This window comes from Arcticibacter sp. MXS-1 (assembly GCF_041902385.1).
In the GTDB taxonomy this organism is placed as follows: domain Bacteria; phylum Bacteroidota; class Bacteroidia; order Sphingobacteriales; family Sphingobacteriaceae; genus Arcticibacter.
Genome location: NZ_CP169244.1, coordinates 2,622,658 through 2,643,634, shown reverse-complemented (window position 1 = coordinate 2,643,634; position 20,977 = coordinate 2,622,658). Strand labels below are relative to the sequence as shown.

20 protein-coding genes are annotated in these 20,977 nt (G+C 47.6%); 6 read left to right on the top strand and 14 right to left on the bottom strand.

Features of this window, described 5'->3' with window-relative positions:
• Positions 1-2: 2 nt before the first annotated feature.
• The 8 genes from mraY to gap form a co-directional block, all read right to left on the bottom strand.
• Positions 3-1,244, bottom strand: coding sequence for a phospho-N-acetylmuramoyl-pentapeptide-transferase (gene mraY / locus ACES2C_RS11475; protein ID WP_374163249.1), 1,242 nt, complete (start codon positions 1,242-1,244; stop codon positions 3-5).
• A complete protein-coding gene (locus ACES2C_RS11470) occupies positions 1,244-2,704 on the bottom strand; it encodes a UDP-N-acetylmuramoyl-L-alanyl-D-glutamate--2,6-diaminopimelate ligase (protein ID WP_374166944.1) in 1,461 nt (486 codons plus the stop codon). Before ACES2C_RS11470 ends, mraY begins: the two co-directional genes overlap by 1 nt.
• Entirely contained in the window at positions 2,704-4,800 is a 2,097-nt protein-coding gene (locus tag ACES2C_RS11465) for a penicillin-binding protein (protein ID WP_374163248.1), read from the bottom strand. The genes ACES2C_RS11470 and ACES2C_RS11465 overlap by 1 nt, the downstream gene beginning before the upstream one ends.
• 28 nt (positions 4,801-4,828) lie before the next feature.
• Positions 4,829-5,245, bottom strand: a complete 417-nt coding sequence (locus tag ACES2C_RS11460) for an FtsL-like putative cell division protein (RefSeq protein WP_374163247.1) — start codon at positions 5,243-5,245, stop codon at positions 4,829-4,831.
• A 35-nt stretch (positions 5,246-5,280) separates the two neighbouring features.
• Entirely contained in the window at positions 5,281-6,183 is a 903-nt protein-coding gene (gene rsmH, locus ACES2C_RS11455) for a 16S rRNA (cytosine(1402)-N(4))-methyltransferase RsmH (protein ID WP_374163246.1), read from the bottom strand.
• Positions 6,176-6,640, bottom strand: coding sequence for a division/cell wall cluster transcriptional repressor MraZ (mraZ, locus tag ACES2C_RS11450; protein ID WP_374163245.1), 465 nt, complete (start codon positions 6,638-6,640; stop codon positions 6,176-6,178). The genes rsmH and mraZ overlap by 8 nt, the downstream gene beginning before the upstream one ends.
• A 992-nt stretch (positions 6,641-7,632) precedes the next feature.
• Complete coding sequence (pgk, locus tag ACES2C_RS11445; RefSeq protein ID WP_374163244.1) at positions 7,633-8,823, bottom strand: phosphoglycerate kinase; 1,191 nt, start codon at positions 8,821-8,823, stop codon at positions 7,633-7,635.
• A 186-nt stretch (positions 8,824-9,009) separates the two neighbouring features.
• Positions 9,010-10,008 carry a type I glyceraldehyde-3-phosphate dehydrogenase gene (gap, locus tag ACES2C_RS11440; RefSeq protein WP_374163243.1) on the bottom strand — a complete coding sequence of 333 codons (999 nt, stop codon included), beginning with the start codon at positions 10,006-10,008 and terminating at the stop codon, positions 9,010-9,012.
• A gap of 160 nt (positions 10,009-10,168) precedes the next feature.
• On the opposite strand from gap, the gene ACES2C_RS11435 reads away from it, so the two are divergent.
• From ACES2C_RS11435 to ACES2C_RS11420, 4 genes are all read left to right on the top strand, one after another.
• Positions 10,169-11,038, top strand: coding sequence for a cyanophycinase (locus tag ACES2C_RS11435; RefSeq protein ID WP_374163242.1), 870 nt, complete (start codon positions 10,169-10,171; stop codon positions 11,036-11,038).
• A 71-nt stretch (positions 11,039-11,109) separates the two neighbouring features.
• The gene (locus tag ACES2C_RS11430) at positions 11,110-11,808 is read left to right on the top strand and encodes a YetF domain-containing protein (RefSeq protein WP_374163241.1); all 699 of its coding nucleotides are present in this window, start codon (positions 11,110-11,112) and stop codon (positions 11,806-11,808) included.
• 2 nt (positions 11,809-11,810) lie between these two features.
• Positions 11,811-12,503, top strand: a complete 693-nt coding sequence (locus ACES2C_RS11425; RefSeq protein ID WP_374163240.1) for a DUF421 domain-containing protein — start codon at positions 11,811-11,813, stop codon at positions 12,501-12,503.
• A gap of 115 nt (positions 12,504-12,618) precedes the next feature.
• Positions 12,619-12,840, top strand: a complete 222-nt coding sequence (locus ACES2C_RS11420; protein WP_374163239.1) for a hypothetical protein — start codon at positions 12,619-12,621, stop codon at positions 12,838-12,840.
• A gap of 15 nt (positions 12,841-12,855) precedes the next feature.
• Here ACES2C_RS11420 and ACES2C_RS11415 read toward each other — a convergent pair whose 3' ends face one another.
• Positions 12,856-13,356, bottom strand: coding sequence for a DinB family protein (locus ACES2C_RS11415; protein WP_374163238.1), 501 nt, complete (start codon positions 13,354-13,356; stop codon positions 12,856-12,858).
• A 224-nt stretch (positions 13,357-13,580) separates the two neighbouring features.
• Between ACES2C_RS11415 and ACES2C_RS11410 the strand changes: the two genes are divergently transcribed.
• Positions 13,581-14,504 carry a YhdH/YhfP family quinone oxidoreductase gene (locus ACES2C_RS11410; RefSeq protein ID WP_374163237.1) on the top strand — a complete coding sequence of 308 codons (924 nt, stop codon included), beginning with the start codon at positions 13,581-13,583 and terminating at the stop codon, positions 14,502-14,504.
• A 303-nt stretch (positions 14,505-14,807) separates the two neighbouring features.
• Here the strand turns inward: ACES2C_RS11410 and ACES2C_RS11405 are convergent, their stop codons facing one another.
• Entirely contained in the window at positions 14,808-15,404 is a 597-nt protein-coding gene (locus tag ACES2C_RS11405; RefSeq protein WP_374163236.1) for a hypothetical protein, read from the bottom strand.
• Between the two features lie 21 nt (positions 15,405-15,425).
• Complete coding sequence (locus tag ACES2C_RS11400; RefSeq protein WP_374163235.1) at positions 15,426-15,953, bottom strand: DUF4251 domain-containing protein; 528 nt, start codon at positions 15,951-15,953, stop codon at positions 15,426-15,428.
• 218 nt (positions 15,954-16,171) lie between these two features.
• Between ACES2C_RS11400 and ACES2C_RS11395 the strand changes: the two genes are divergently transcribed.
• On the top strand, positions 16,172-17,722 hold the full coding sequence (locus tag ACES2C_RS11395; protein WP_374163234.1) for a SulP family inorganic anion transporter: 1,551 nt from the start codon (positions 16,172-16,174) through the stop codon (positions 17,720-17,722).
• Positions 17,723-17,736: 14 nt separating this feature from the next.
• On the opposite strand, the gene ACES2C_RS11390 is transcribed toward ACES2C_RS11395, so the two are convergent.
• The 3 genes from ACES2C_RS11390 to ACES2C_RS11380 all read right to left on the bottom strand — a co-directional run bounded on the left by ACES2C_RS11390 (position 17,737) and on the right by ACES2C_RS11380 (position 20,968).
• Positions 17,737-19,149, bottom strand: coding sequence for an alkaline phosphatase (locus ACES2C_RS11390; protein WP_374163233.1), 1,413 nt, complete (start codon positions 19,147-19,149; stop codon positions 17,737-17,739).
• Between the two features lie 257 nt (positions 19,150-19,406).
• Positions 19,407-20,543, bottom strand: a complete 1,137-nt coding sequence (locus ACES2C_RS11385) for a glycoside hydrolase family 18 protein (protein ID WP_374163232.1) — start codon at positions 20,541-20,543, stop codon at positions 19,407-19,409.
• A 71-nt stretch (positions 20,544-20,614) separates the two neighbouring features.
• Entirely contained in the window at positions 20,615-20,968 is a 354-nt protein-coding gene (locus ACES2C_RS11380) for a DUF3606 domain-containing protein (RefSeq protein WP_374163231.1), read from the bottom strand.
• Between the last annotated feature and the right edge of the window lie 9 nt (positions 20,969-20,977).

The window sequence follows — 20,977 nt, the reverse complement described above, 5'->3', positions numbered from 1 at the left end:
TACTACCTTAATTTGAGCGTGACGATGGTAAGAATAGCCAGTATCACCCCGATAATCCAGAAGCGGGTAACGATCTTAGCCTCGTGATATCCCTTTTTCTGATAGTGGTGATGCAAGGGCGACATCAGAAATATCCTCCGGCCTTCGCCGAAGCGCTTTTTCGTATACTTAAAATAGGAAACCTGCATGAGCACAGACACATTCTCCACCAGGAATATCCCGCAAAGAATTGGAATTAAAAGTTCCTTCCTGATCATGATCGCAAATGCCGCTATTATTCCCCCGATAGCCAAACTGCCTGTATCTCCCATAAACACCTGAGCCGGGTATGAATTGTACCAGAGGAAGCCAACGCACGCTCCGACAAATGCACCTGCAAAGATCACCAGCTCGCCCGAGTTGGGAATGTACATGATATTCAGATACTCAGCCGTAATGGTGTTACCCGATACATATGCCAGAATTGCCAGGGTCAAGCCGATTATAGCCGATGTCCCCGTGGCAAGACCGTCTATTCCATCCGTTATGTTTGCCCCGTTAGAGACCGCCGTAATAATGATGATCACAAACAGCAGAAAAACCACCAGCGCATACTTCTCGTAACCTTCGCCAAGAAAACTTAAGAACTTGGCATAGTCAAGTTCGTTGTTCTTGAAAAAGGGAATGTTGGTCCTGGTCGACTTTAAATTCTGAGTAAAGTAATAGGAGTTCCCCTTTTGATGCACTTCCAGCGGACTGGTATTTGTTGTCGGGAGAGTTACCTGCTGGCGGACGACTATATTGGGGTTGAAATACATCGTCCAGCCTATAATAACGGCGAGCACAACCTGGCCAAGGATCTTAAAGCGCCCTGCTAATCCCTCCTTGTCTTTTTTGAATACTTTTATATAGTCATCGATAAAACCAATGGTACCCATCCAGACAGTGGTAACGATCATCAGTATGACGTACACATTACCCAGTTTGGCAAACAAGAGGGTAGGAACAAGGATACCCAGAAGGATAATGATCCCGCCCATTGTTGGTGTACCCTGCTTTTGCATCTGCCCTTCCAGACCCAGGTTTCTAACTGTTTCGCCAACCTGCTTGGCTCTCAGGATACGGATCAGCCTGCTTCCGTAAATAGTTGTAAAAAGCAGAGAAAAAATAATAGACATGGCCGTCCGGAAAGAGATGTACTGAAACACTCCCGCACCCGGGAAGTCATACGCTTTGTCTAGCCATGTAAATAAATAATATAGCATCAGCCTATCTGATATAATTGTTCAATCAAAATTTTCTTATCGTCAAAAGGATGTTTCACCCCGCCGATATCCTGGTATTTCTCATGCCCCTTTCCGGCAACCAGGATGATATCTCCCGGCTTCGCCAAATGACATGCGGTCTTAATGGCCTCCAGCCTATCAGCAATACTGAGCGCCTTTTTCTTATTCTCCGGACTTATACCCGCTTCCATTTCCTTAATGATGACGCCCGGGTCTTCCGATCGGGGGTTGTCAGAAGTAAGGATCACCTTATCACTCCAGTCACAGGCTACCTGTGCCATGATTGGCCGCTTTGCTTTATCCCTGTCGCCTCCGCAGCCGATAATCGTGATCACCTGTTCGGTACCTTTCCTTATATCGTGAATAGTGCTCAGCACGTTTTGAACGGCGTCCGGCGTATGAGCGTAATCAACTATGCCGATAATGCCGGCCGGTGTAGTTACATAATCAAAACGCCCTTCGGCACCGGTTAGCCGGCTAAGAACAGTTAAAACCTTGCTCCTGTCTTGTTCCAGGAGCATTGCAGTTGCATAAACAGCAAGCAGATTATAGGCGTTGAAACTTCCCACCATCTTAAACCATACCTCCTGTCCTTCAATTTCCAGCAGAAGTCCGCTCAGCTCATTCTCAATCACCTTAGCCCGAAAATCGGCCATATTCTTAAGAGCATAGCTTTTACGGTAAGCTGCAGTGTTCTGAAGCATCACGGAACCGTTTTTATCATCAGCATTGACCAGGGCAAAAGCCGTTTTATCTAAGCCGTCAAAAAAGGCCTTTTTAGCTTCCAGGTAAGCTCTGAACGTCTTGTGAAAGTCGAGATGATCGTGCGTCAGATTCGTAAAGACCCCGCCCGTAAATGTCAGTCCCGCTATCCTGTGCTGGGCAACTGCGTGCGAACTGACTTCCATGAAGCAATAGTCGCACCCTGCGTCCACCATCTCCGCCAGCAGCTGATTCAGGCTCACCGGATCCGGAGTGGTATGAGTTGATGGCACCACCGAGGTGTGAATGTGATTCTCAACAGTAGAGATAAGCCCGGTTTTATAACCAAGCTCCTCGAAAAGTTTATAAAGCAAAGTAGCTACAGTGGTCTTTCCATTTGTTCCTGTAACCCCTATCAGCCTTAGCTTATCCGATGGATCTCCATAAAAGTTTGCGGCAACAATGCCGAGAGCCACAGCGCTGTCTGCCACCACCACATAGGTCGAACTTTCCCGCGGCGCATCCGGAATAGCTTCACAGATCACAGCATTTGTACCCGCCGCTTCTGCCTTTGCTATAAAATCGTGTCCATCTGCTGCTGTACCCCGCACAGCTACAAATAAAGAGCCCGGTGCGGCCTGCCTTGAATCAAAGCATACCTTATCCAGCTCAATATCCCTGGTGCCTTCTATACTCAGCACCTGCACTCCGGTCAACAAATCATTTAAACTCTTCATCATTTTAGTTCGAGAATAATGGGATGTCCTTTAACGATTTTGCTTCCTGGCTCCAGCGACTGTTTAACCACTTTACCATATCCTTTGATTACCGGTCGTAGCCCTGAATTGCTCACCAGAAAGACAGCGTCCTTCAAGCCCATTCCGCTTACATCAGGCACTGCTCCCGGATATACCTTAACTTCTTTTACAGCTATGCCATTATTAGTATCTATGGTATTAACCAGCTCGCTGTTTGACGCAAAAAAAGCCTTTATTCCCAGAGCCTTATAAACTGTTTGCGTTGCCTGCTTGTAGCCGGCCTTAGAAGGCGGCATACGGGTGTTTCCTACGAAATGCTCCTGAACGGGTGTGTACATTTCCACGTCATTCGCGTAGATCTTGTCGGCTATCTCGCGGAAAGGCGGCCCCGCTACCTGCGCAGCATAATATCCGTTCTTCGGTCCGTTAACAACTACAATTAAGGAGTACTTAGGATGATCAGCAGGAAAATACCCGCAAAATGAAGCCTGATACTGTCTTTTCACCCTGTATCCTTTGTTGCCATCCGCAACCTGCGCCGTCCCTGTCTTCCCGGCAACCTTGTAAAGAGGATTGTAAATAATGCCCTTTCCGGTTCCTTCCTTCACAACACCTTCCAGCATTTCCCTCATTTTCCTGAGGGTGACATCCGAACATATCTTATCATTGAGCACCCGCGCATTGAACTTCTCTATGGTTGTTCCCAGCCGCCTGATCTCACGCACAAAGATTGGAGCAACGTACTTTCCGTTATTAGCAATCGCATTATAAAAAGAAAGCATCTTGAGCGGAGTAAGCTGCATCTCGTACCCATATGCCATTTGCGGGAGGGTCATATTCTTATTCCAGCTCTTATTAGAGGGATTCTTGATTACGGGACTTGCTTCGCCCGGAATTTGAAGCCCCAGCCGCTCATTCAAGTGCCACCTGTACAGATGATCAGTAAACCGCTCCTGGTCTTCCCGGTACGCGGTATTGACCAGCTTGGCAACCGCAGCATTGGAAGATTCTTCAAATGCCTTTTTAACGGACACAGTACCAATACTGCCGTGCGAATCTTTGATAATATGGCCAGGGATCTTATAATTACCAGTTTCAACCATGGTGTTGGTATCAACCATATTGTCTTCAAGCAAAGCCATGTAAGAAGCAACCTTAAAGGTTGAGCCCGGATCCTGGTTGCCAGCAATAGCATAGTTAAATTTCTCTTTATATTCTCCTTTTTCGGTCCGCGTATAGTTGGCAATTGCCCTTACCTCTCCTGTGGCGACCTCCATGAGGATGACACAGCCGTGGTCTGCATCGCTCTTGATAAGCTGCTTAAGCAACGCATTCTGAGCGACGTCCTGCATGTTGATGTCAATAGTTGAGATAATGTCAGACCCGTCTTTAGGCGCAATCTCGATATCCTTGTTGACGGGCATCCAGGTACCACCGGCGATCCGCTGCATCAGCCGCCTCCCTGTCTCACCGTTCATAAAATCGCCATATGCACCTTCAAGCCCTACCGGCTGAACATGCTCATTGCGATAGCCTATCGTACGCGCAGCGAGGGATTTGAACGGCAGAATACGCTTGTTCTTTTGAACCGCAATTAAGCCTCCCTGATATCGTCCCATATTAAAAATAGGGAACTTCTTAATTTCGTTCAGCTCCTGATGCGTTACGTTCCTTTTTATCAAGAGGTAACGAGCCCTGTCCTTCCTCGCTTGTCGCAGCATCGCAGCATATTCCCTTTCTGACTTATCACCAAAGAACCGCGACATTTTTTCGGCGAGCGAGTCTACCTTTTCATAAAAAACGCCATCTTTCTCTATTCCCCCGGCCAGAAGATCCATACGCAGCTCATATTCAGGAACAGAGGTTGCCAGAAGACTACCATCTACCGAGTAGATATTCCCCCTCACGGCTTCCACCTTAACATAACGGGTAGAAAGACTGTCAGCCATGGCACGCCACTTCTTGCCCTCTACCAGCTGAACATTAAAAAGCTTAAACAGCACGGCAAAAGCAAAAAGCAGAATAAGCCCAAAGGCTATATACACGCGCAATAAGATGTCAGTTCTGATATTCATATTACCTTCCTGCTTTCTTTTCTAGCCTTTATTTTTTTACCTGCAACTCGCCTTCTGCAACCAATATTTTCCTGGGCGGCTCCACCGGTTCCTTTAAACCGAAAGTATCCACGCGACGGGCAACTTCCGTCTGTGTGCTCTTCAGCATCAAGTCAGCTTTGAGTGTTTTAAAATCCCAACTCAGCTCCTTCACCTCCTTACTCAGCTTGTCGATCTCACGAATATTCTTTTCAGCAAAGTGCCTGTTACCTATATAGATCATACCCAGGAACGCCAGAAAAATAATAAAGGGCATCATTTCGGAGGCCGCCTCCTTGGAGATCACCCCTTCGGTCAGCAGAACAGTAAAGAAATTCCTTGAGATCTCAGCCTTCTCCTTTTGCTCAGGCTTAACATCTTCAAGAACCTCCTCCTCCAACAACTCCTGTCTGAATCGATTACTCATATTTTCAAAGCCTTATACTACCACCTGATATCTTATTACAACTTAACAGCCACTCTTAATTTTGCACTCCGCGCTCTGCCATTGACTTTCACCTCTTCCTCGGATGCAGTTATTGCCTTTCGCACCACAGCATCAAAAGGCTTAATTTCATTCCCAAAGAAATCCTTCTCCACCTCACCCCGAAACTTACCCTTAGCTATGAAGTTTTTTACCAGCCTGTCTTCCAGTGAATGGTAAGACATCACCACTAATCGCCCCCCGGGTCTCAACACCTCAGCCGACTGCTCCAGAAACTCCTGCAAAGCCTCAAGCTCCTGATTCACCTCGATACGAAGCGCCTGGAAAACCTGGGCGAGGTATTTATTTTCTTTGCCCCTCGGAATAAGCCGGCCAATCACCTCCTTAAACCTGGAAACCGTTGTAACAGGCTCATTCAACCGCGCAGTAACGATACTCCTGGCAAGCGTCTTAGCATTTTGAATCTCCCCGTATACACCAAATATTTTATGCAATTGCTCCTCTTTGTATGTATTGATCACCTCTGCAGCAGTCAAACCACCAGCCCGGTCCATCCTCATGTCAAGATCCGCATCAAAACGAATTGAAAACCCCCGCTCTGGCTGATCAAACTGGTGCGATGAAACACCAAGATCAGCCAGAATGCCATCCACAGGCATCGCCCCGAACAAGCGGCAATAATTTTTCAAAAAGCGGAAGTTCTGATCTATAAAGGTTAACCGATCATCATTTGGAACATTTGCCTTCGCATCTTCGTCCTGATCAAAAGCGAGCAACCTGCCCTTTTCGCCAAGACGTCTCAAAATCTCTTTAGAGTGGCCGCCGCCGCCGAAAGTCACATCCACATACACCCCGTCCGGCTTAATCGCCAGCCCCTCCATACACTCCCGAAGCATAACTGGCGTATGATAATTAAACATCAAGCCTCCTTCCTGCTCCACCCATCACTTCCTCTGCAAGATTTGCAAAGTTCTCCGGCTCATCATCCATCTGAGCATCATACGCCTCTTTAGCCCAAACCTCTATTTTGTTAAATTGCGAAGCAAGCACAACATCAGATCCTATCCCTGCGTACTCCAGCAGCGATTTTGGAAACAACACACGCCCTGCCGCATCAAGAGAAAGCTCAGAAGCACCCCGTGTAAAATACCGGATGAACTCCCTCGTCTTCTTTTCATACTGATTCAAACGACTCAGCTCCTCCATGATACGATCCCACTCTTTTCGACTGTAAACTACCAGATGTTTCTCAAAACCGCGATTCACCACCAGCCCATCCTTCTCAGCCTCAGGCATTTGCTTCCTGAGACCGGCTGGTACCATCAGCCGCCCCTTAGCGTCGAGCTTACATTCAAATTCGCCTAGGAAGTGAGACATTGGACAATTGTGCTATTAAATCATTGTAAAAGTACGCACTTTTACCACTTTCTACCACAATTCCCCACAAAAAGTTTTCAACAAGAAAATATTTCCCCTTTTTTCCCACCATCCTCCTTCTTCCCGACAAAAAAAGCAAAACCCGAAAAGCCTTCACCCTGTCGCTTCGGCCCTGAAGGAGCACCTAAACCGATAGGATTACGGCTACAATTCAAAGCTCTCTTCAGAAAGGAAAGACGCTGGTCTGCTGCCTGCTTACTGGCAGCAGACCAGGCTGACCAGCCCGCTGGCAAACCCGAGACGGACGGGAGACTGGTGGCAGCCCCGTTATAGTCAGAACCGACTCAGGACCGAGTCAGGACCGAGTCTGCACCGAGTCAGCACCGACTCGTACCGGTCGTGAACCGGTTGCAATACGGTACTGGTTTGCTCGTGCCTTTTTTCTGTACCGTCTATATCTTTGATCGTCCACGCATCAGTCTTTGACTTGTTTGCGCCCAGACCACCCGCTGCTTAAATCAGTCATCCATCTTGTCCAAAAGCAAAAACCGGACAGCACAGCGCGAGGAAAAAATGCAGCGAAGACCACGAGAGCTTTTTGGTGACAGTGTATTTGTTTTTCAAAGGCCACAAAGAACATTCAACACCTTTCATCTCCCGTTTGTGAGCATAGCTCATGAATGTTTTCTTAAGCGCCTGAGAGTATTACAACAGCATTTTGGCAGCGATGAACTTGAAAGAATAAGGCTGAAATGTAGAAAGCATCAGAATCAGGGCCGGGATTTACCCGCTAAATCTGAGAGAACAGCTCGCTCAGCTGGCGCTTCCGAACTTTGCCGATAGAATCATCAGAAAAAGCTCTATAAGTAAAGAAGGCAGAAGTATAAAGCAAACGACAAGCATCCGCCTTAAAAAAACAAGGCGAATGCTTTACAACATCCGCCTTATTCTGTTACGATTTGCGTCGTGATCGATCTGTAACGCCGGCTGGCCTAGTCGTTGATCGCTTTCACGCCCGGCAATTCCTTACCTTCCATATACTCAAGCAGCGCACCGCCACCGGTTGACACGTAGCTTACCTTTTCTTCAAAACCAAACTTGGCAACAGCAGCTGCAGAGTCACCTCCTCCAATCAACGAGAAGGCACCATTTCCAGTTGCTTCCACTACGGCTTCGGCGACAGCCTTTGTACCATTTTCGAATTTCTCCATTTCAAAAACCCCCATAGGACCATTCCACAGGATTGTCTTTGAGCCGGCTACCACTTCTTTATATTCCTTTACAGCTTCGGGACCAATATCGAGCCCCATCCAGCCATCTTTAATATTATCGTTCTTAGCTACATCAGTGTTGGCATCAGCAGCAAACGCGTCTGCAATAACAGAATCTACGGGAAGCAGCAGCTTTACGCCTTTGCTTTTCGCTTTTTCTACCAGAGTTAACGCGAGGTCAAGCTTATCTTCTTCCACAAGAGACTTTCCGATATTGCCACCCTGTGCCTTGGCAAAGGTATAAGCCATACCGCCTCCTATGAGCAGGTTATCTACCTTCTCAAGCAAGCGCTCAATCAGCAGGATCTTGTCAGAAACTTTCGCACCGCCCATGATTGCAGTAAACGGTCTCTCTGCTTTATTAAGAACCTTCTCTGCATTTTCAAGTTCACCCGCCATTAAATAGCCGAAGTACTTTGCATCAGGGAAAAACTTTGCAATAATTGCAGTAGAAGCGTGAGCACGGTGTGCAGTACCGAATGCGTCGTTCACATACACATCACCAAGCTTACTTAACTTTTCAGCAAAGGCTTCGTCTCCCTTTTCTTCTTCCTTGTAGAACCGAAGGTTTTCAAGAAGAAGCACACCACCGCTTTGAAGAGCAGCGGCCTTTTCAGTCGCCTGAGCGCCTATGCAGTCGTCTGCAAATTGCACTTCCGTGCCCAGCACCTGAGAAAGGTGTTTCACAATATGCTTTAAAGAATACTTTTCAGTAGGACCTTCTTTTGGTCTTCCCAAGTGCGACATCAAAATAACAGATCCGCCGTCGCTGAGGATTTTCTTTATAGTAGGCAGTGCACCCTGAATACGGTTGTCATCTGTGATATTAAACTCTTTGTCGAGCGGCACATTAAAGTCCACTCTGATCAAGGCCTTTTTCCCCGAGAAATTCAGATTGTCTATGGTCTTCATTTTTTTAATTAATTATTTATAATAGTATATAGTTTAATAATCCTTCCGAAACTGATCTTTCTATGATAAAAAAGATGCAGTGATTGCCTTTAAGCCGCATCAAACATAGCTAACTTTTTAGCTTTAACAGTAAAAAACACTAAAATTAACACATCCTCCACGTTTTGCTGCCAGCGGCGTTCAGTATCAAACTTTTAGCTTTGCGATCCGCTCAATCATGTCAGCCAGCCTGTTGGAATAACCGTACTCATTATCATACCATCCTACCACTTTTGTAATATCGCCTACTACCGAGGTGAGGAGCGAGTCAAAAATACAAGAGTGCGGGTTGTCAAGAATATCAACAGACACGATAGGATCAGCGGTATACTGCATAATTCCTCTCAGCCCGGAGGCAGCTGCCTCTCTGAATTTCTCATTTATTTCATCCACAGTGGGCTGCTTCCGCAAAGTACAAGTAAAGTCGGTCAGAGAGCCATTTAATACAGGAACCCTTATTCCTGCACCGCCCAGCTTTCCTTCCAGATCCGGGAATATTGAGGTTATTGCTTTCGCCGCTCCGGTTGTGGTGGGGATAATGGAAGCAGACGCTGCGCGGGCACGCCGCAAATCGCGATGAAGCCCGTCATGAAGATTCTGATCTCCCGTCATAGAGTGCACTGTGGTGATGTATCCATTTACAATCCCCCAGTTTTCCTCAAGCACTTTGATCATCGGCGCTATGTTGTTGGTAGTGCACGACGCGTTGGAAAGAACCGGAGACAGGAAGTCTACCTGCTCGTCATTTACGCCTAAAACCACAACAGGAACATCTCTGGTGCCCGGAGGTGCCGATATGATCACCTGCCCTGCACCTGCTTCAAGATGCTGAACCGCCTTCTCCCGATTGGTAAACTTTCCGGTCGATTCAATAACGACGTCAACCTGCAGCTCTTTCCAGGGTAAGCGAGACGGTTCTGCCTCAGAAAAGACAGGAATATCGCGGCCGTTTAGCCGGATTGCTGTATCAAGCGCCTCAACACTTCCTTTAAACCCCCGATGGACGCTATCATACCGGATAAGGTGAGCCATCGTTGAAGGATCGGCAAGATCGTTTATCGCTACCACGTGTGCTGCCCCCCGATCCTCAAGCACCCTGAGAACCGTACGACCGATCCGCCCTAGTCCGTTAATTGCAACGCGCATTCTCCGCATGTCTTATCTCCATGATTTTAAAAAGTCACCCGCCGCTTCCTTTACAACTTCGCCAAAGTTAAATTCTGAAGGTCAAAAAGACTAATACTTTTATAGAATGCTAAACAAAAAGTAAGAGGCAAGGTTAGAACTAGTACCAACAGAAACACCTATGAAAGAAGCGCCTATTAACGAGTGCCCCGTCCCCTCGGGCGTCCTGATGCCTATTGGAGGGCATGAAAACAAAGGAGAATTGCCGAAAGATAAGGACAAGCTGCATCCAAAGCGGCTCGAAGTCCTTGGCATATTTAAAGACCTGATAAACGTCACTAATCCCAGCCTGGAAATTATCACCTCGGCAAGCAGCGAGGGCGACGATCTGTTTAAGGAGTACGTACGTACATTTAATGAACTCGGCATCGAAAAAATCGGCCATATCCATCATGACGACCGAAATGGCGTATTGCAAGACTGCCACGAGTGCGTGGAAAGAGTCGACAAAGCCGATGCTGTGTTCTTCAGCGGCGGAGACCAGCTCAAACTTACATATCTGTACGGCGGGACCGACTTCCTCCTGCAATTAAAGCAGCGGTATATCCAGGAAGGGCTTATAATCGGAGGTACAAGCGCAGGAGCAATGGCCTTGTCGACCCCCATGATCTATGCAGGGAGCCAGGAGGTTCAGCAGATCAGCGGTGAAATAAAAATCACCACAGGGCTCGAATTCCTGAAAGACGTTTGCATAGACACTCACTTCGTTTACAGAGGCAGATTTGTGAGGATGTCGCAGGTGGTCGCTACCAATCCCACCTGCATTGGCCTCGGAATTGAGGAAGATACTGCGCTGATTATCCGCAATGGAATAGAAGCAGAAGTCGCCGGCTCGGGTGTAGTGATAAAGATTGAAGGACGAGCAATTCATGATTCTAACATTACAGAGTTCGGAGACAACGAAAAAATCACAATTAAAGGATTGAACGTTGATATCTTATCGGCCGGAAATTCATTTATTATCCCTCAGACTAACCCGCCGCACATATAGCATACGCCGCGGCTGCAACACATCAGGTCGTTGAAGGGCCTCACCATTAATTAAACTAAAGAGGAAGTTCGATGGAAAAGCAAGAAATATTTTTAAGTGACTGGAAGCGGATTCTCTTTGGGGAAGCGCCTTTTGAATTCCTGCTCGAAGTATTTGGAAGGACATGTATTGTTTATTTTATTCTCTTAATAGCGACGAGATTACTTGGCAAGCGAATGACCGGGGAATTAACACTGACAGAGTCGGCCGTAATGGTAACACTTGGGGCAATTGCATCGCCGGCGATGCAATTGCCAGACCGGGGGATATTCCTCGCAGTAGTAGCTCTTACCTGCACGCTCGCTTTTCAGCGCGGCCTTAACCTATGGGGATTTCAGAACCCGAGGTTTGAACACATCAGTCAGGGCAAGTCGAGTCTTGTAGTAAAAGACGGCATTATGCTGGTAAGTGAACTGAAAGCCCTCAGGATTTCAAAACAGGAATTATTTACCATTCTCCGCAGCAAGGGCATCTACAACTTAGGCAAGGTAGAGCGAACATATATTGAAGCGTGTGGCATTGTGAGCGTTTATACCAGAGAGCAGGAAGAACCGGGCTTGTCTGTGATTCCTCAAGGCGATGAAGGCCTGTGTGAAATCTACCAATCCTCACGTTCGGGAGAATATGCGTGTACGAACTGCGGCTATACAACTCCCGCGCAAGCCGCTCCGCCTCAATGTCCTAACTGCGGGCACGATAGGTTTTCTTCTGCAGTGTTAAACACTTTTTAGCTATGAAATCTTACGAAAGTTACATTACAGACTGGGCGCGGGTACTTTTCGGCAACGTGCCCCCCAGCTTCTATATTGAGATCGTGCTTCGCTGCGCATTTATCTATATCCTGCTTATGGTCTCCATGCGGCTTATGGGAAAACGCATGGCTGCTCAGCTGAGCAGGAACGAGATGGTGGCTATGGTGTCATTAGCCGCTGCTATCGGGGTGCCGATTCTGGCACCCGACCGCGGACTTTTGCCTGTCGTTATCATTGCGCTCATTGTGGTTTCAGTGCAGCGTATTATCGCATCCATCTCTTTTAAAAATCAAAATTTCGAGCGGATAGCAGAAGACGACTTTACGGTACTGATAGAAGACGGGCTGACTTTTCCCGACCGGATGCGCAAGAACAGGATCTCGCAGGAACGTCTCTTTGCTCAGCTTCGCTCGGAAGGCATACTTCATCTTGGCCAGGTACGTCGCCTTTACCTGGAGGCTCCAGGATCCTTCACTCTTATCCGAGAAGACAAGCCCAGGCCGGGCCTGGCTGTTCTTCCCCTGTATGATAAGGACTTCAGGGCAAGAAAAAAGACCGTTCCTGACCTGGTCGCCTGCGGCACATGCGGAAACAGAAGCAATAAGACAGCACCAGGTGCTAAAGGCCCCTGCGACAGGTGCGGTGCTTCCGACTGGCACGACGCCTTCGTTTAAGTACAAAGAGAAGCCAAACCTTCCTTGCTCTTCAGGGTTTATACAGTACATTCCTGCCCTTGCGGCTTTACAGCAACGAGACTGGCGGGAAATACCTAACATCAATTAAAGCACTATGGGAGATATTAATAATCAAAGCGACAAACCCGAAAAGCTATACCCTCAAGACTCAGAAAGGAAGGATATCAGGCATCCCGAAGATGACGAGGAGGCAGTCCTGAAACCAGAGGATCAGGACTATACCGAGGAAGATGCGCAATTTAAGGAGCCAGCGAAAACAAAAGAAGAAAGCGAGCAGCCGGTCACACCTATTAAAACTCCGCCTAAGGACGTATAGCCATTAATCCCCCCTTTATTCCATGGCCGGCATACCCATGCCGGCCCATTCTTCTTTTGAGGGGCCGTAGATGCCGGGTACAGGCATACCGAGAAGACGCATCACCACCGTAAGCTGACTTCTATGATGGGCTTCGTGCGCGTTTAGTACAGACAAAAGCTTCCCTTTCTTCCACATCTCGCCATACATCGGAATCTCAACTTCCAGATCACTGTCTGACCAGACCTTCGCAAGGTTCTCTATAAGTAACTCATTCAGCTTCACATAGCGCTCGATAATCTCTCTGACCGTGGCCGGCGGCTGCTCATTTTCGAGCAAATCTTCTTCAAATAAACCAGCCCGGTGTCCCATTTCCGTTAAGGTTTGCACAATATGCCAGGCCAGCCTTTCAGCAGACCTAATGTTCTCATGTGGTTTTTGTTTTTGCAAGCCTTCAGTAACAGAGGAAAACACTTTTGTAGTGTGGCTAACTTCATCCCTTCTGTCTGAAATAAAATCGTTAATGGTGCGGTACATATGGTGATAAGTTTAATAACCAAATGTACGAGATAGACAGCAGGAAGTTTATACCTAGCTAAATTAATTTTCTTCAATGCCGACCCTCCCACGATGCTAGTTCTAAGCTTTCTTGCTACATTTGGCGCTAACAAAGAGCCGGTTTTCCCCAATTAAACGAATATGTTATTCAAAGCATTAGAAGTATCTGAGAGCGCCGAAAAAAATATCAGTCGGCGGTAGTTATGAAGTCAGTAGAAGACCTTCCTCCGGGTGAAGTACTTATCAATGTACAGTACTCGTCGCTAAACTATAAAGATGCCCTATCCTCCTGCGGAAACAAAGGGGTTACCAAATCATATCCTCATACGCCAGGAATTGACGCAGCCGGCATTGTTGAGAAAAGCGCTGACCCGCATTTTAATCCGGGCGACAAGGTGATTGTTACAGGATATGACCTGGGCATGAACACCTCCGGCGGTTTTTCAGAATACATCAGGGTACCGGCTTCCTGGCCCGTTCATCTTCCAAAGGGCCTGAGCCGCAGAAGAAGCATGATGTACGGAACCGCCGGGTTTACTGCCGCCCTGGCTGTATACAACTTAAAAAGGCACGGCATTACTCCTCCTAATGGCAAGATCGTTGTTACGGGGGCATCTGGCGGTGTGGGTTGCATGGCTGTCGCAATCTTAAGCCACCTCGGTTTTCATGTTACCGCGGTCACGGGTAAGCAAGAGGCTGTGGAAACACTGATGGAACTGGGCGCCAGGGAGGTAATCCCGCGTGAGGCGCTCGACGATCAAAGCGGAAAGCCATTTTTAAAACCGCAATACGCAGGAGCTGTTGACACCGTGGGTGGAAACATCCTGGCAACCGTATTAAAGAGCCTCCATTATGGAGGCGTTGCTACCTGCTGCGGAAATGTTAACTCAGCCGAACTGCATACTAGCATTTATCCGTTTATACTGAAGGGCATCCACCTCGTGGGGATTGACTCCGTGCTTTGCAACCATGAGTTGAGAAAGGAAATATGGGAGCATCTGGCATCGCAATGGCGGCCTTCTAAAATGGATAAAATAGTAACGATTTGTTCTCTTGAAAACATCCAGGAAAACCTCAATAAGATGCTGAGGGGCCAGCTTTCCGGAAGATGGGTTGTTAAAATATAGAAGAGCAGGGCACAACATTAATTGCATATTGAAACTTTTTCTTGCAAAAAAGAAAAAAGTCCTATATTTGTTATCGATAAGGTTTAGGTGCCTCGACTACACCCATTGTAGCGGGGCTTTTTTTGAAATCGATTCACTTTATTGCCAGCCTTATTGATTTTAATTGTCTTAATGAGCCGCTCAAATAGTAACTGATCTAATTGTTTTTTTTAAAAGGTGTTGGCGAGACCACCTCCCTCCGCTCTCAAGAAGCGCTTATACCGCATCAGACAACTTCTGCCGCGCCCTCTGGCTTAGTTTCGGTTACAAACTTTCACATAATTCATTTGCTAGAGCGCTTAATTCGAAAGCCAGATCGGAGAGCTCCCTGACGTTCTGATCATCCAGGCTGAGAAGAAGGATTGATTCGTCTGTTGGAAAATAAAGATCAGCCTCATGGAGCTCGGGAACAGAGGTTGTTCGATGAGATAAAAGGTACGCAGCCAACAGGATACGGTGCGCTGCAAAATGAATATAAGCCATGGTCGACTTCATCCAGTACAGGTAGTCCATTTCCTCCTCGATGAAATACTCTGGAACATACTCTTCGCCAATGCCCTCCTCGAGAGCCGACTCAAGCTCTTCCCCGGTTATACTGTTAAGGTTCAGAATAGATTCACTATGTCGCGCTACTGCATGCATGGCAGATAGCAGGATCCGGATATTTTCGTCATCAAGAGCCTCAAGCAGAGCAACATCTCCCGGATACTCCTCTCCCTCTTCAAAAATCTCTTTCAGATCGGCAAGCTCGCCGCAGAGGGCGGCATTAAGGCCGTACACATAAAACTCCCGGTGAACAACAGAAAGCATGCAGGAGATTGAAAGCACTTGCTCCCGGTAGTTAAACTCGTCTTGTTGCATCTATTGCGCTCCCAGCCAGGTCTACTCTTTTTTATCCTTATTCTTTTCGTAATAGCCGTTGAACGATATGGGCTGCCGGTTATTGTCTGTTATCTGCAAAGAGCCGTAACCCGTTTCTGAGACATAAAAGATCATCTGCTGAAGGTTTTTAATGTCTCTCGGTTTAACTACAATGTCCCAGCCGCCCTTCCGCTTACTCTTTACCGCATAATCGTAATTTGCTGAGGTAAAGCGATAGCCGCCTTCCGCCGGATTCATCGGCGCAGTATAAGCTCTTCCGAAATAGGGCAGAAAACATACGAGCGTATCCTTTTTTATTTTTACATCATATTCGGATGTCAGCTGAATCGAACTTCCGCCCATCGGCAAAGCAAACTGGGCCTTGAACACGAAGTTCCTGCCGTTCACCATTTCTTTGAGTTCGGCTGCTTTCCTGCCCGCTCGTTCCTTTCTCGGGCTCTGCCCGTAAAGCTGGTTAAAAAATAATATAAGCGAGAGCAATACCAATATTGCGCCCCTGCTACGGAGGAATTCCTTTACATAATTCATAAAACTGGTCTGGTTGGCTTACTAATCTTGTTACTAAGTTACGCGATGTTAAGAAACAAAGCAAGAAGAACGATGTTTGCTGCGGCTCTGAATATGATCCTCGTCATCCCGGCCCCCGATGGCCTCTTTTTTTGTAGATTTGTCGCGAAGATGGACCCTCACAAAGGTTGATCATTCTTCAATCATCACGGCCGTTACCGACCTGTAACATTGCGAAAGTGAAAAGAAAAATATACTATTACCGCCTGCTTTGGCTTAAGCACGATTTACCCGCCGGCCTTTCTGTCTTCTTTGTCGCCCTTCCATTATGCCTCGGTATTGCCCTGGCCTCGGGAGCACCACTTTACGCGGGTATCCTCTCGGGAATAATAGGAGGCCTCGTTGTCTCCATAATAAGCGGATCCCACCTGAGTGTTTCCGGCCCTGCTGCAGGTCTTACTACGCTTGTCTCAGCTGCGATTATTTCTCTTGGCGACTACAAGCTGTTCCTGCTCTCCGTGATAGTAGCCGGCCTGTTTCAGCTTCTGCTCGGACTTCTTAAGCTGGGCACCATCTCAAACTACTTTCCATCCTCGGTCATAAAGGGCATGCTTGCTGCTATCGGGATTATACTCATTTCTAAACAAATCCCTATCGCTCTAGGGTATGACCGGCCTGATTTCTGGAAGAGCGGCTTTCTGCAATTATTTTCAGATGAGCACTTGTTTGCGAATTTCCGCAGTTTCAACCTTCACATCCGAAGCGGCGTAATCCTTATCTCGGTTCTCTCGCTGGCCTGCCTGGCTTTACTGCAGCAGCCTTTTGCAAAGCGATTCAGAATAGTGCCACCGCCCCTGCTGATTGTTGTCCTGGGTATTACAATCAATTTTCTGTTTGCCTCCTGTAACTCAGCAATGGTGCTTACACAGAGTCAGCTCGTTAATATTCCATCTAACATCTTTTCCGAGATATCGTTCCCTGACGTATCAAAGCTTTTTAGCAATCTGCAGGTCTGGAAAAACGGAATAACCATTGGTCTTCTCGCTACCCTGGAAACGTTGCTTTGTGTAGAAGCAATAGACAAGCTCGACAGGCATAACCGGATTACACCCGTGAACAGAGAACTGATTGCCCAGGGTGCAGGCAACCTATTATGCGGTATTTTTGGTGCTATTCCCATGACGGCGGTCGTGGTGCGCGGAGCCGCCAATGCCGATGCGGGTGCGCGAACACGGCTCTCCGCCTTTACTCACGGTATGTTTCTCCTTCTGGCCGTGCTTGCCATCCCTTTCCTCCTGCGAATGATACCCTACGCATCTCTCGCAGCCATTTTGCTTATTACAGGCTATAACCTTACCCGTCCCCGCCTGTTCGTCAATATGTGGAAGCTGGGCTGGAAACAATTCCTTCCTTTCATTCTGACTATAATTGTGATCCTTTGTACCGACCTGCTCGTGGGAGTAAGCATAGGCCTCCTTATCTCAATCTATTTTATCGTGAGCAGCAACTTTAAGGTTGAATACAAGCTATCCCGAACCAGGCAGCATGAAACCGATGCGTACTACATCAGGCTTAACACCAACGTCACTTTTCTTAACAAGGTAAATCTCAGAAAAACACTCGATCGAATTCCCCCCTACAGCATACTGACTATCGATGGGTCTGACTGTATTTTTATCGACTACGATATTCTGGAGATCATCAGCGCTTTCGAAAGCAAGGCGCACGACCGTCATATAGAAGTGCACCTGAAAGGGATTCAAAAAGTTGACATTGTGGCGGTACATTGATATTCAGGCCACTCTCATGCCTGCACTTCCGCTGCATTTAGCATTAAATAATGCAGGTCCGTGTTCTTAATGAAAGGCTTGAGCAGATCACTGCCGGGCCCAAACATCGTGACTTCCACGTAATCGCCTGAATGATCCATACTTCCGAAACCTACGTTCGTATATTTCATCTGGATCTCGGCAAGAGCCCGGAACGGCAGCTTTCCAGGGTTGTACAAGCCATCTTCCGCACTGCCATTAAAATGGGAAAGGAGAATACGGGCCTCTTCCGCAGAGATAGCGATCCCCTGAGCTGCTTCAATATGTTCAATTAAGCGCGAGGCCGTAAAAGACCGTTCCACATTTTTGAGGACCCAGTCATTGGTGCGCTTAAAATGCTGAAGCCGATCAAAGTTAGCGTTGGTAGACGCGCCCGAGAAAAGTCCGGGGTTCGCGTTACCGTGGTCGGTGGTGATCACGACCAGGGTTTCCTTATCTTCCCTGGCGAAGTCGAGAGCCACTTTTACCGCCTCATCAAAGGCGATCTGATCATAAACGAGGGCTCCGGCATCATTTGCGTGCGCTGCCCAGTCAACCTTCCCTGCCTCTACCTGCATAACAAAACCGTTGGGGCTCCGTCGCAGCCGGCTTATTGCCTGGCTTGTCATCTCTGCCAGCGAGGGAATACGAGCCATGAGCGTGGGGTCCTGCTTACGGTCCAGTTCATAAGGCAGTCCGTCTTTATAAAAAACGCCGAGCAGAGGCTTTGTGTCCCTTCCAGCCCCTCTCATTAATCCGTCCCGATCCTTAACGACCTCATAACCCGCCTTGGTAAAATCAGCAAATACATCCCTTTTGTCTTTACGCCTGGCCGCGTCAAAATACTCGAGCCCTCCTCCCAGCATGACATCAAACTTCAGGGGTAGATATTGAAGGGCAATCTCCGACTGGTCCCCTCTTTTATTATTGTTGATACAAAACCCAGCAGGTGTGGCGTGAGTGATTGGAACAGTCGTCACACAACCCACCGCCTTTCCGGCCGCCTTAAATTTCTGAAGAATGGGTTTGTATTCTTTTCCGTCAGGTCCAACATTCAGAGAACCGTTATTAACGCGAAAGCCGCCGCCCCATGAGGAACTTGCCGCGGCAGAGTCAGTCACCAATGAATTGGCGGATGCCGTGTCCATTAAGGACCTCCTTACGCCCTCCTGCTGAAAAAGATCGAGCCAGTGGCTTTGTCGTCCTTCTTTTCGCTGCAACAGGAGCCCGGCCATGGTTAACGTTCCGACACTCATCCCATCACTCACCATGAAAATAATATTCTTCGCTTTCTTTGTCCGGGACCGTTCCCTGTCGGACATGTTTCCGGCCAGAAGATCAAAAGGGGACAGCATGGTGGCTGTCAGAGCCGCAAGCGACGTATTCTTAAAAAACTCTCTTCTTTTCATAACGGAAGTAAAACTGGTCGCATATTACGAAATGGATATTAAGAGAGTGTTAAATCGGCTGCTAGTGTTTTCGGCCCTGGCTTCTTAGCAAAGCTTCCAAATAATAGTAGTCGGCATAGTTGTGGTTAGCGCAGCAGAGGAGGATGTTCATCTTTGCCACTACCTGTATTGTCGCATCATCTGCCGATTCCGCTTTAATGCTGATCGAAAAAAGCTGAGGCGATTGGTGGCAATCTTGTCGGACGCCGTTGCCAATATCACTGGTGCCCTTTGATTACCTCATCTATTGTACCCAACAAACTCTCTTTCTTTTTATCATGGGCAATTTGCCAGAACATGATCCCGTTAAGATTCTTGTTCATCATGTAATTGGTCTTTGCGCGTATAGATTCGTTGTTATCGAAAGTTACGAACAGCTTTTTCGTTGCGTTATAAAGGAACGGTGCTTTCGCTATATCGTCCCAGAAGTATTGATAGCCGTTGACGGCGGTGTACCAGGAATCGACGGAGCTGATCGCTACGGTGTTCCGAAAAATCGCTGCCTGATAGAGTCCGTTATTCGCAGGTGAGACGTTCTGCCATACACGGGCGTAAAACGCAGCCCCGATTGCAATCTTCCCGGCCGGCACTCCCTGGGCCAGGAGATAGGATACCGCGTTATCAACAGATTCCTTTAACTGCGGCGTTGAGTATAAGGGCGTATGATGTCCCGTTACTTTAGAATACCCGTTTACAAGGTCATAAGACATGATGTTCACCCGGTCCACCTCCTTCATGACTACAGGCCAGTCAATACTCTTCTCAAGATATTCCTGAAAGCCGCCCGCTGCAAAGCTAACTTCGTACTGCCATCCCAGGGTCTTCCTCAACTGCTGCACCAGGAGGGTAAAAGTATGTCTGTCATCCGGGCTGTATTTGTGCCCCGGATATCCTTCCACTACCGGATACTCCCAATCCAGATCCAGGCCATCAACCTTGAGCTTCTCGCAGGCCTTTTTGACCGAAAGGGCAAAAGCCTCCCGATTAACGGCAGAGCGGAACAAGTCTGAGCAAGTCTCGCATCCGCCCCAGCCTCCAAGCATCAATAATACTTTAAGCTGCGGGTTTTGCTTCTTAAGCGCAACCAGACGCCTCACGGTCACCGTATCCCTCAGATACAGCTTATTTCCTTTCAGTCCGCAGAAACTGTAAATCACATGAGTGAGCATCTTCGGACGAATAGTGCTGACCTTAGACGGCCCTCCTGCAAAATAGGCAATCACATTAAACGCCTTTTGGGGCTGTGCAGATAAAAATGCAGGCGTAGAAAGGCCGGCCAATAGCACAATACAGAAGACAAGAACAGCAGAAAAGGTACTCGCCTTACTATTGAAAAGAGGGACAGTGTTGTTCATATTTCGGGTATATAAAATCCCTTATCCCACGTCGGCGCCGCGAGATAAGGGATTTTAGCAGGCTCAAGGACCTACTCGTCTGACTGGCCGGTCTTGTTCGCCAGATATTCCTCCAGGTCTCTTGCATTATTACTTTTCACTTCGTGAATCGCATCTATCACCTCCTGGGTTGTGATGTTGAATTTTACGCGAAAATATTCTACGTCATAAGTCTCGTTAGGATTGGCTCCAGCCCTATCCTGATCTTCCCTTAAATTCGAATTGTCAGCCATAATTATTCCTCCTGACAATTGGAGAACAACCTGAAGATCATCTTGTTTAGAAAACCTGAAAGGCCAGAACAAGTGTTCTGGTCTGGCAGAAAAAGTGGCTATTGCCCCCTCTGCCGGCGTACGCCCTTTTTTAGCGCAGGTTTCAGTTATCACCGAAACAGA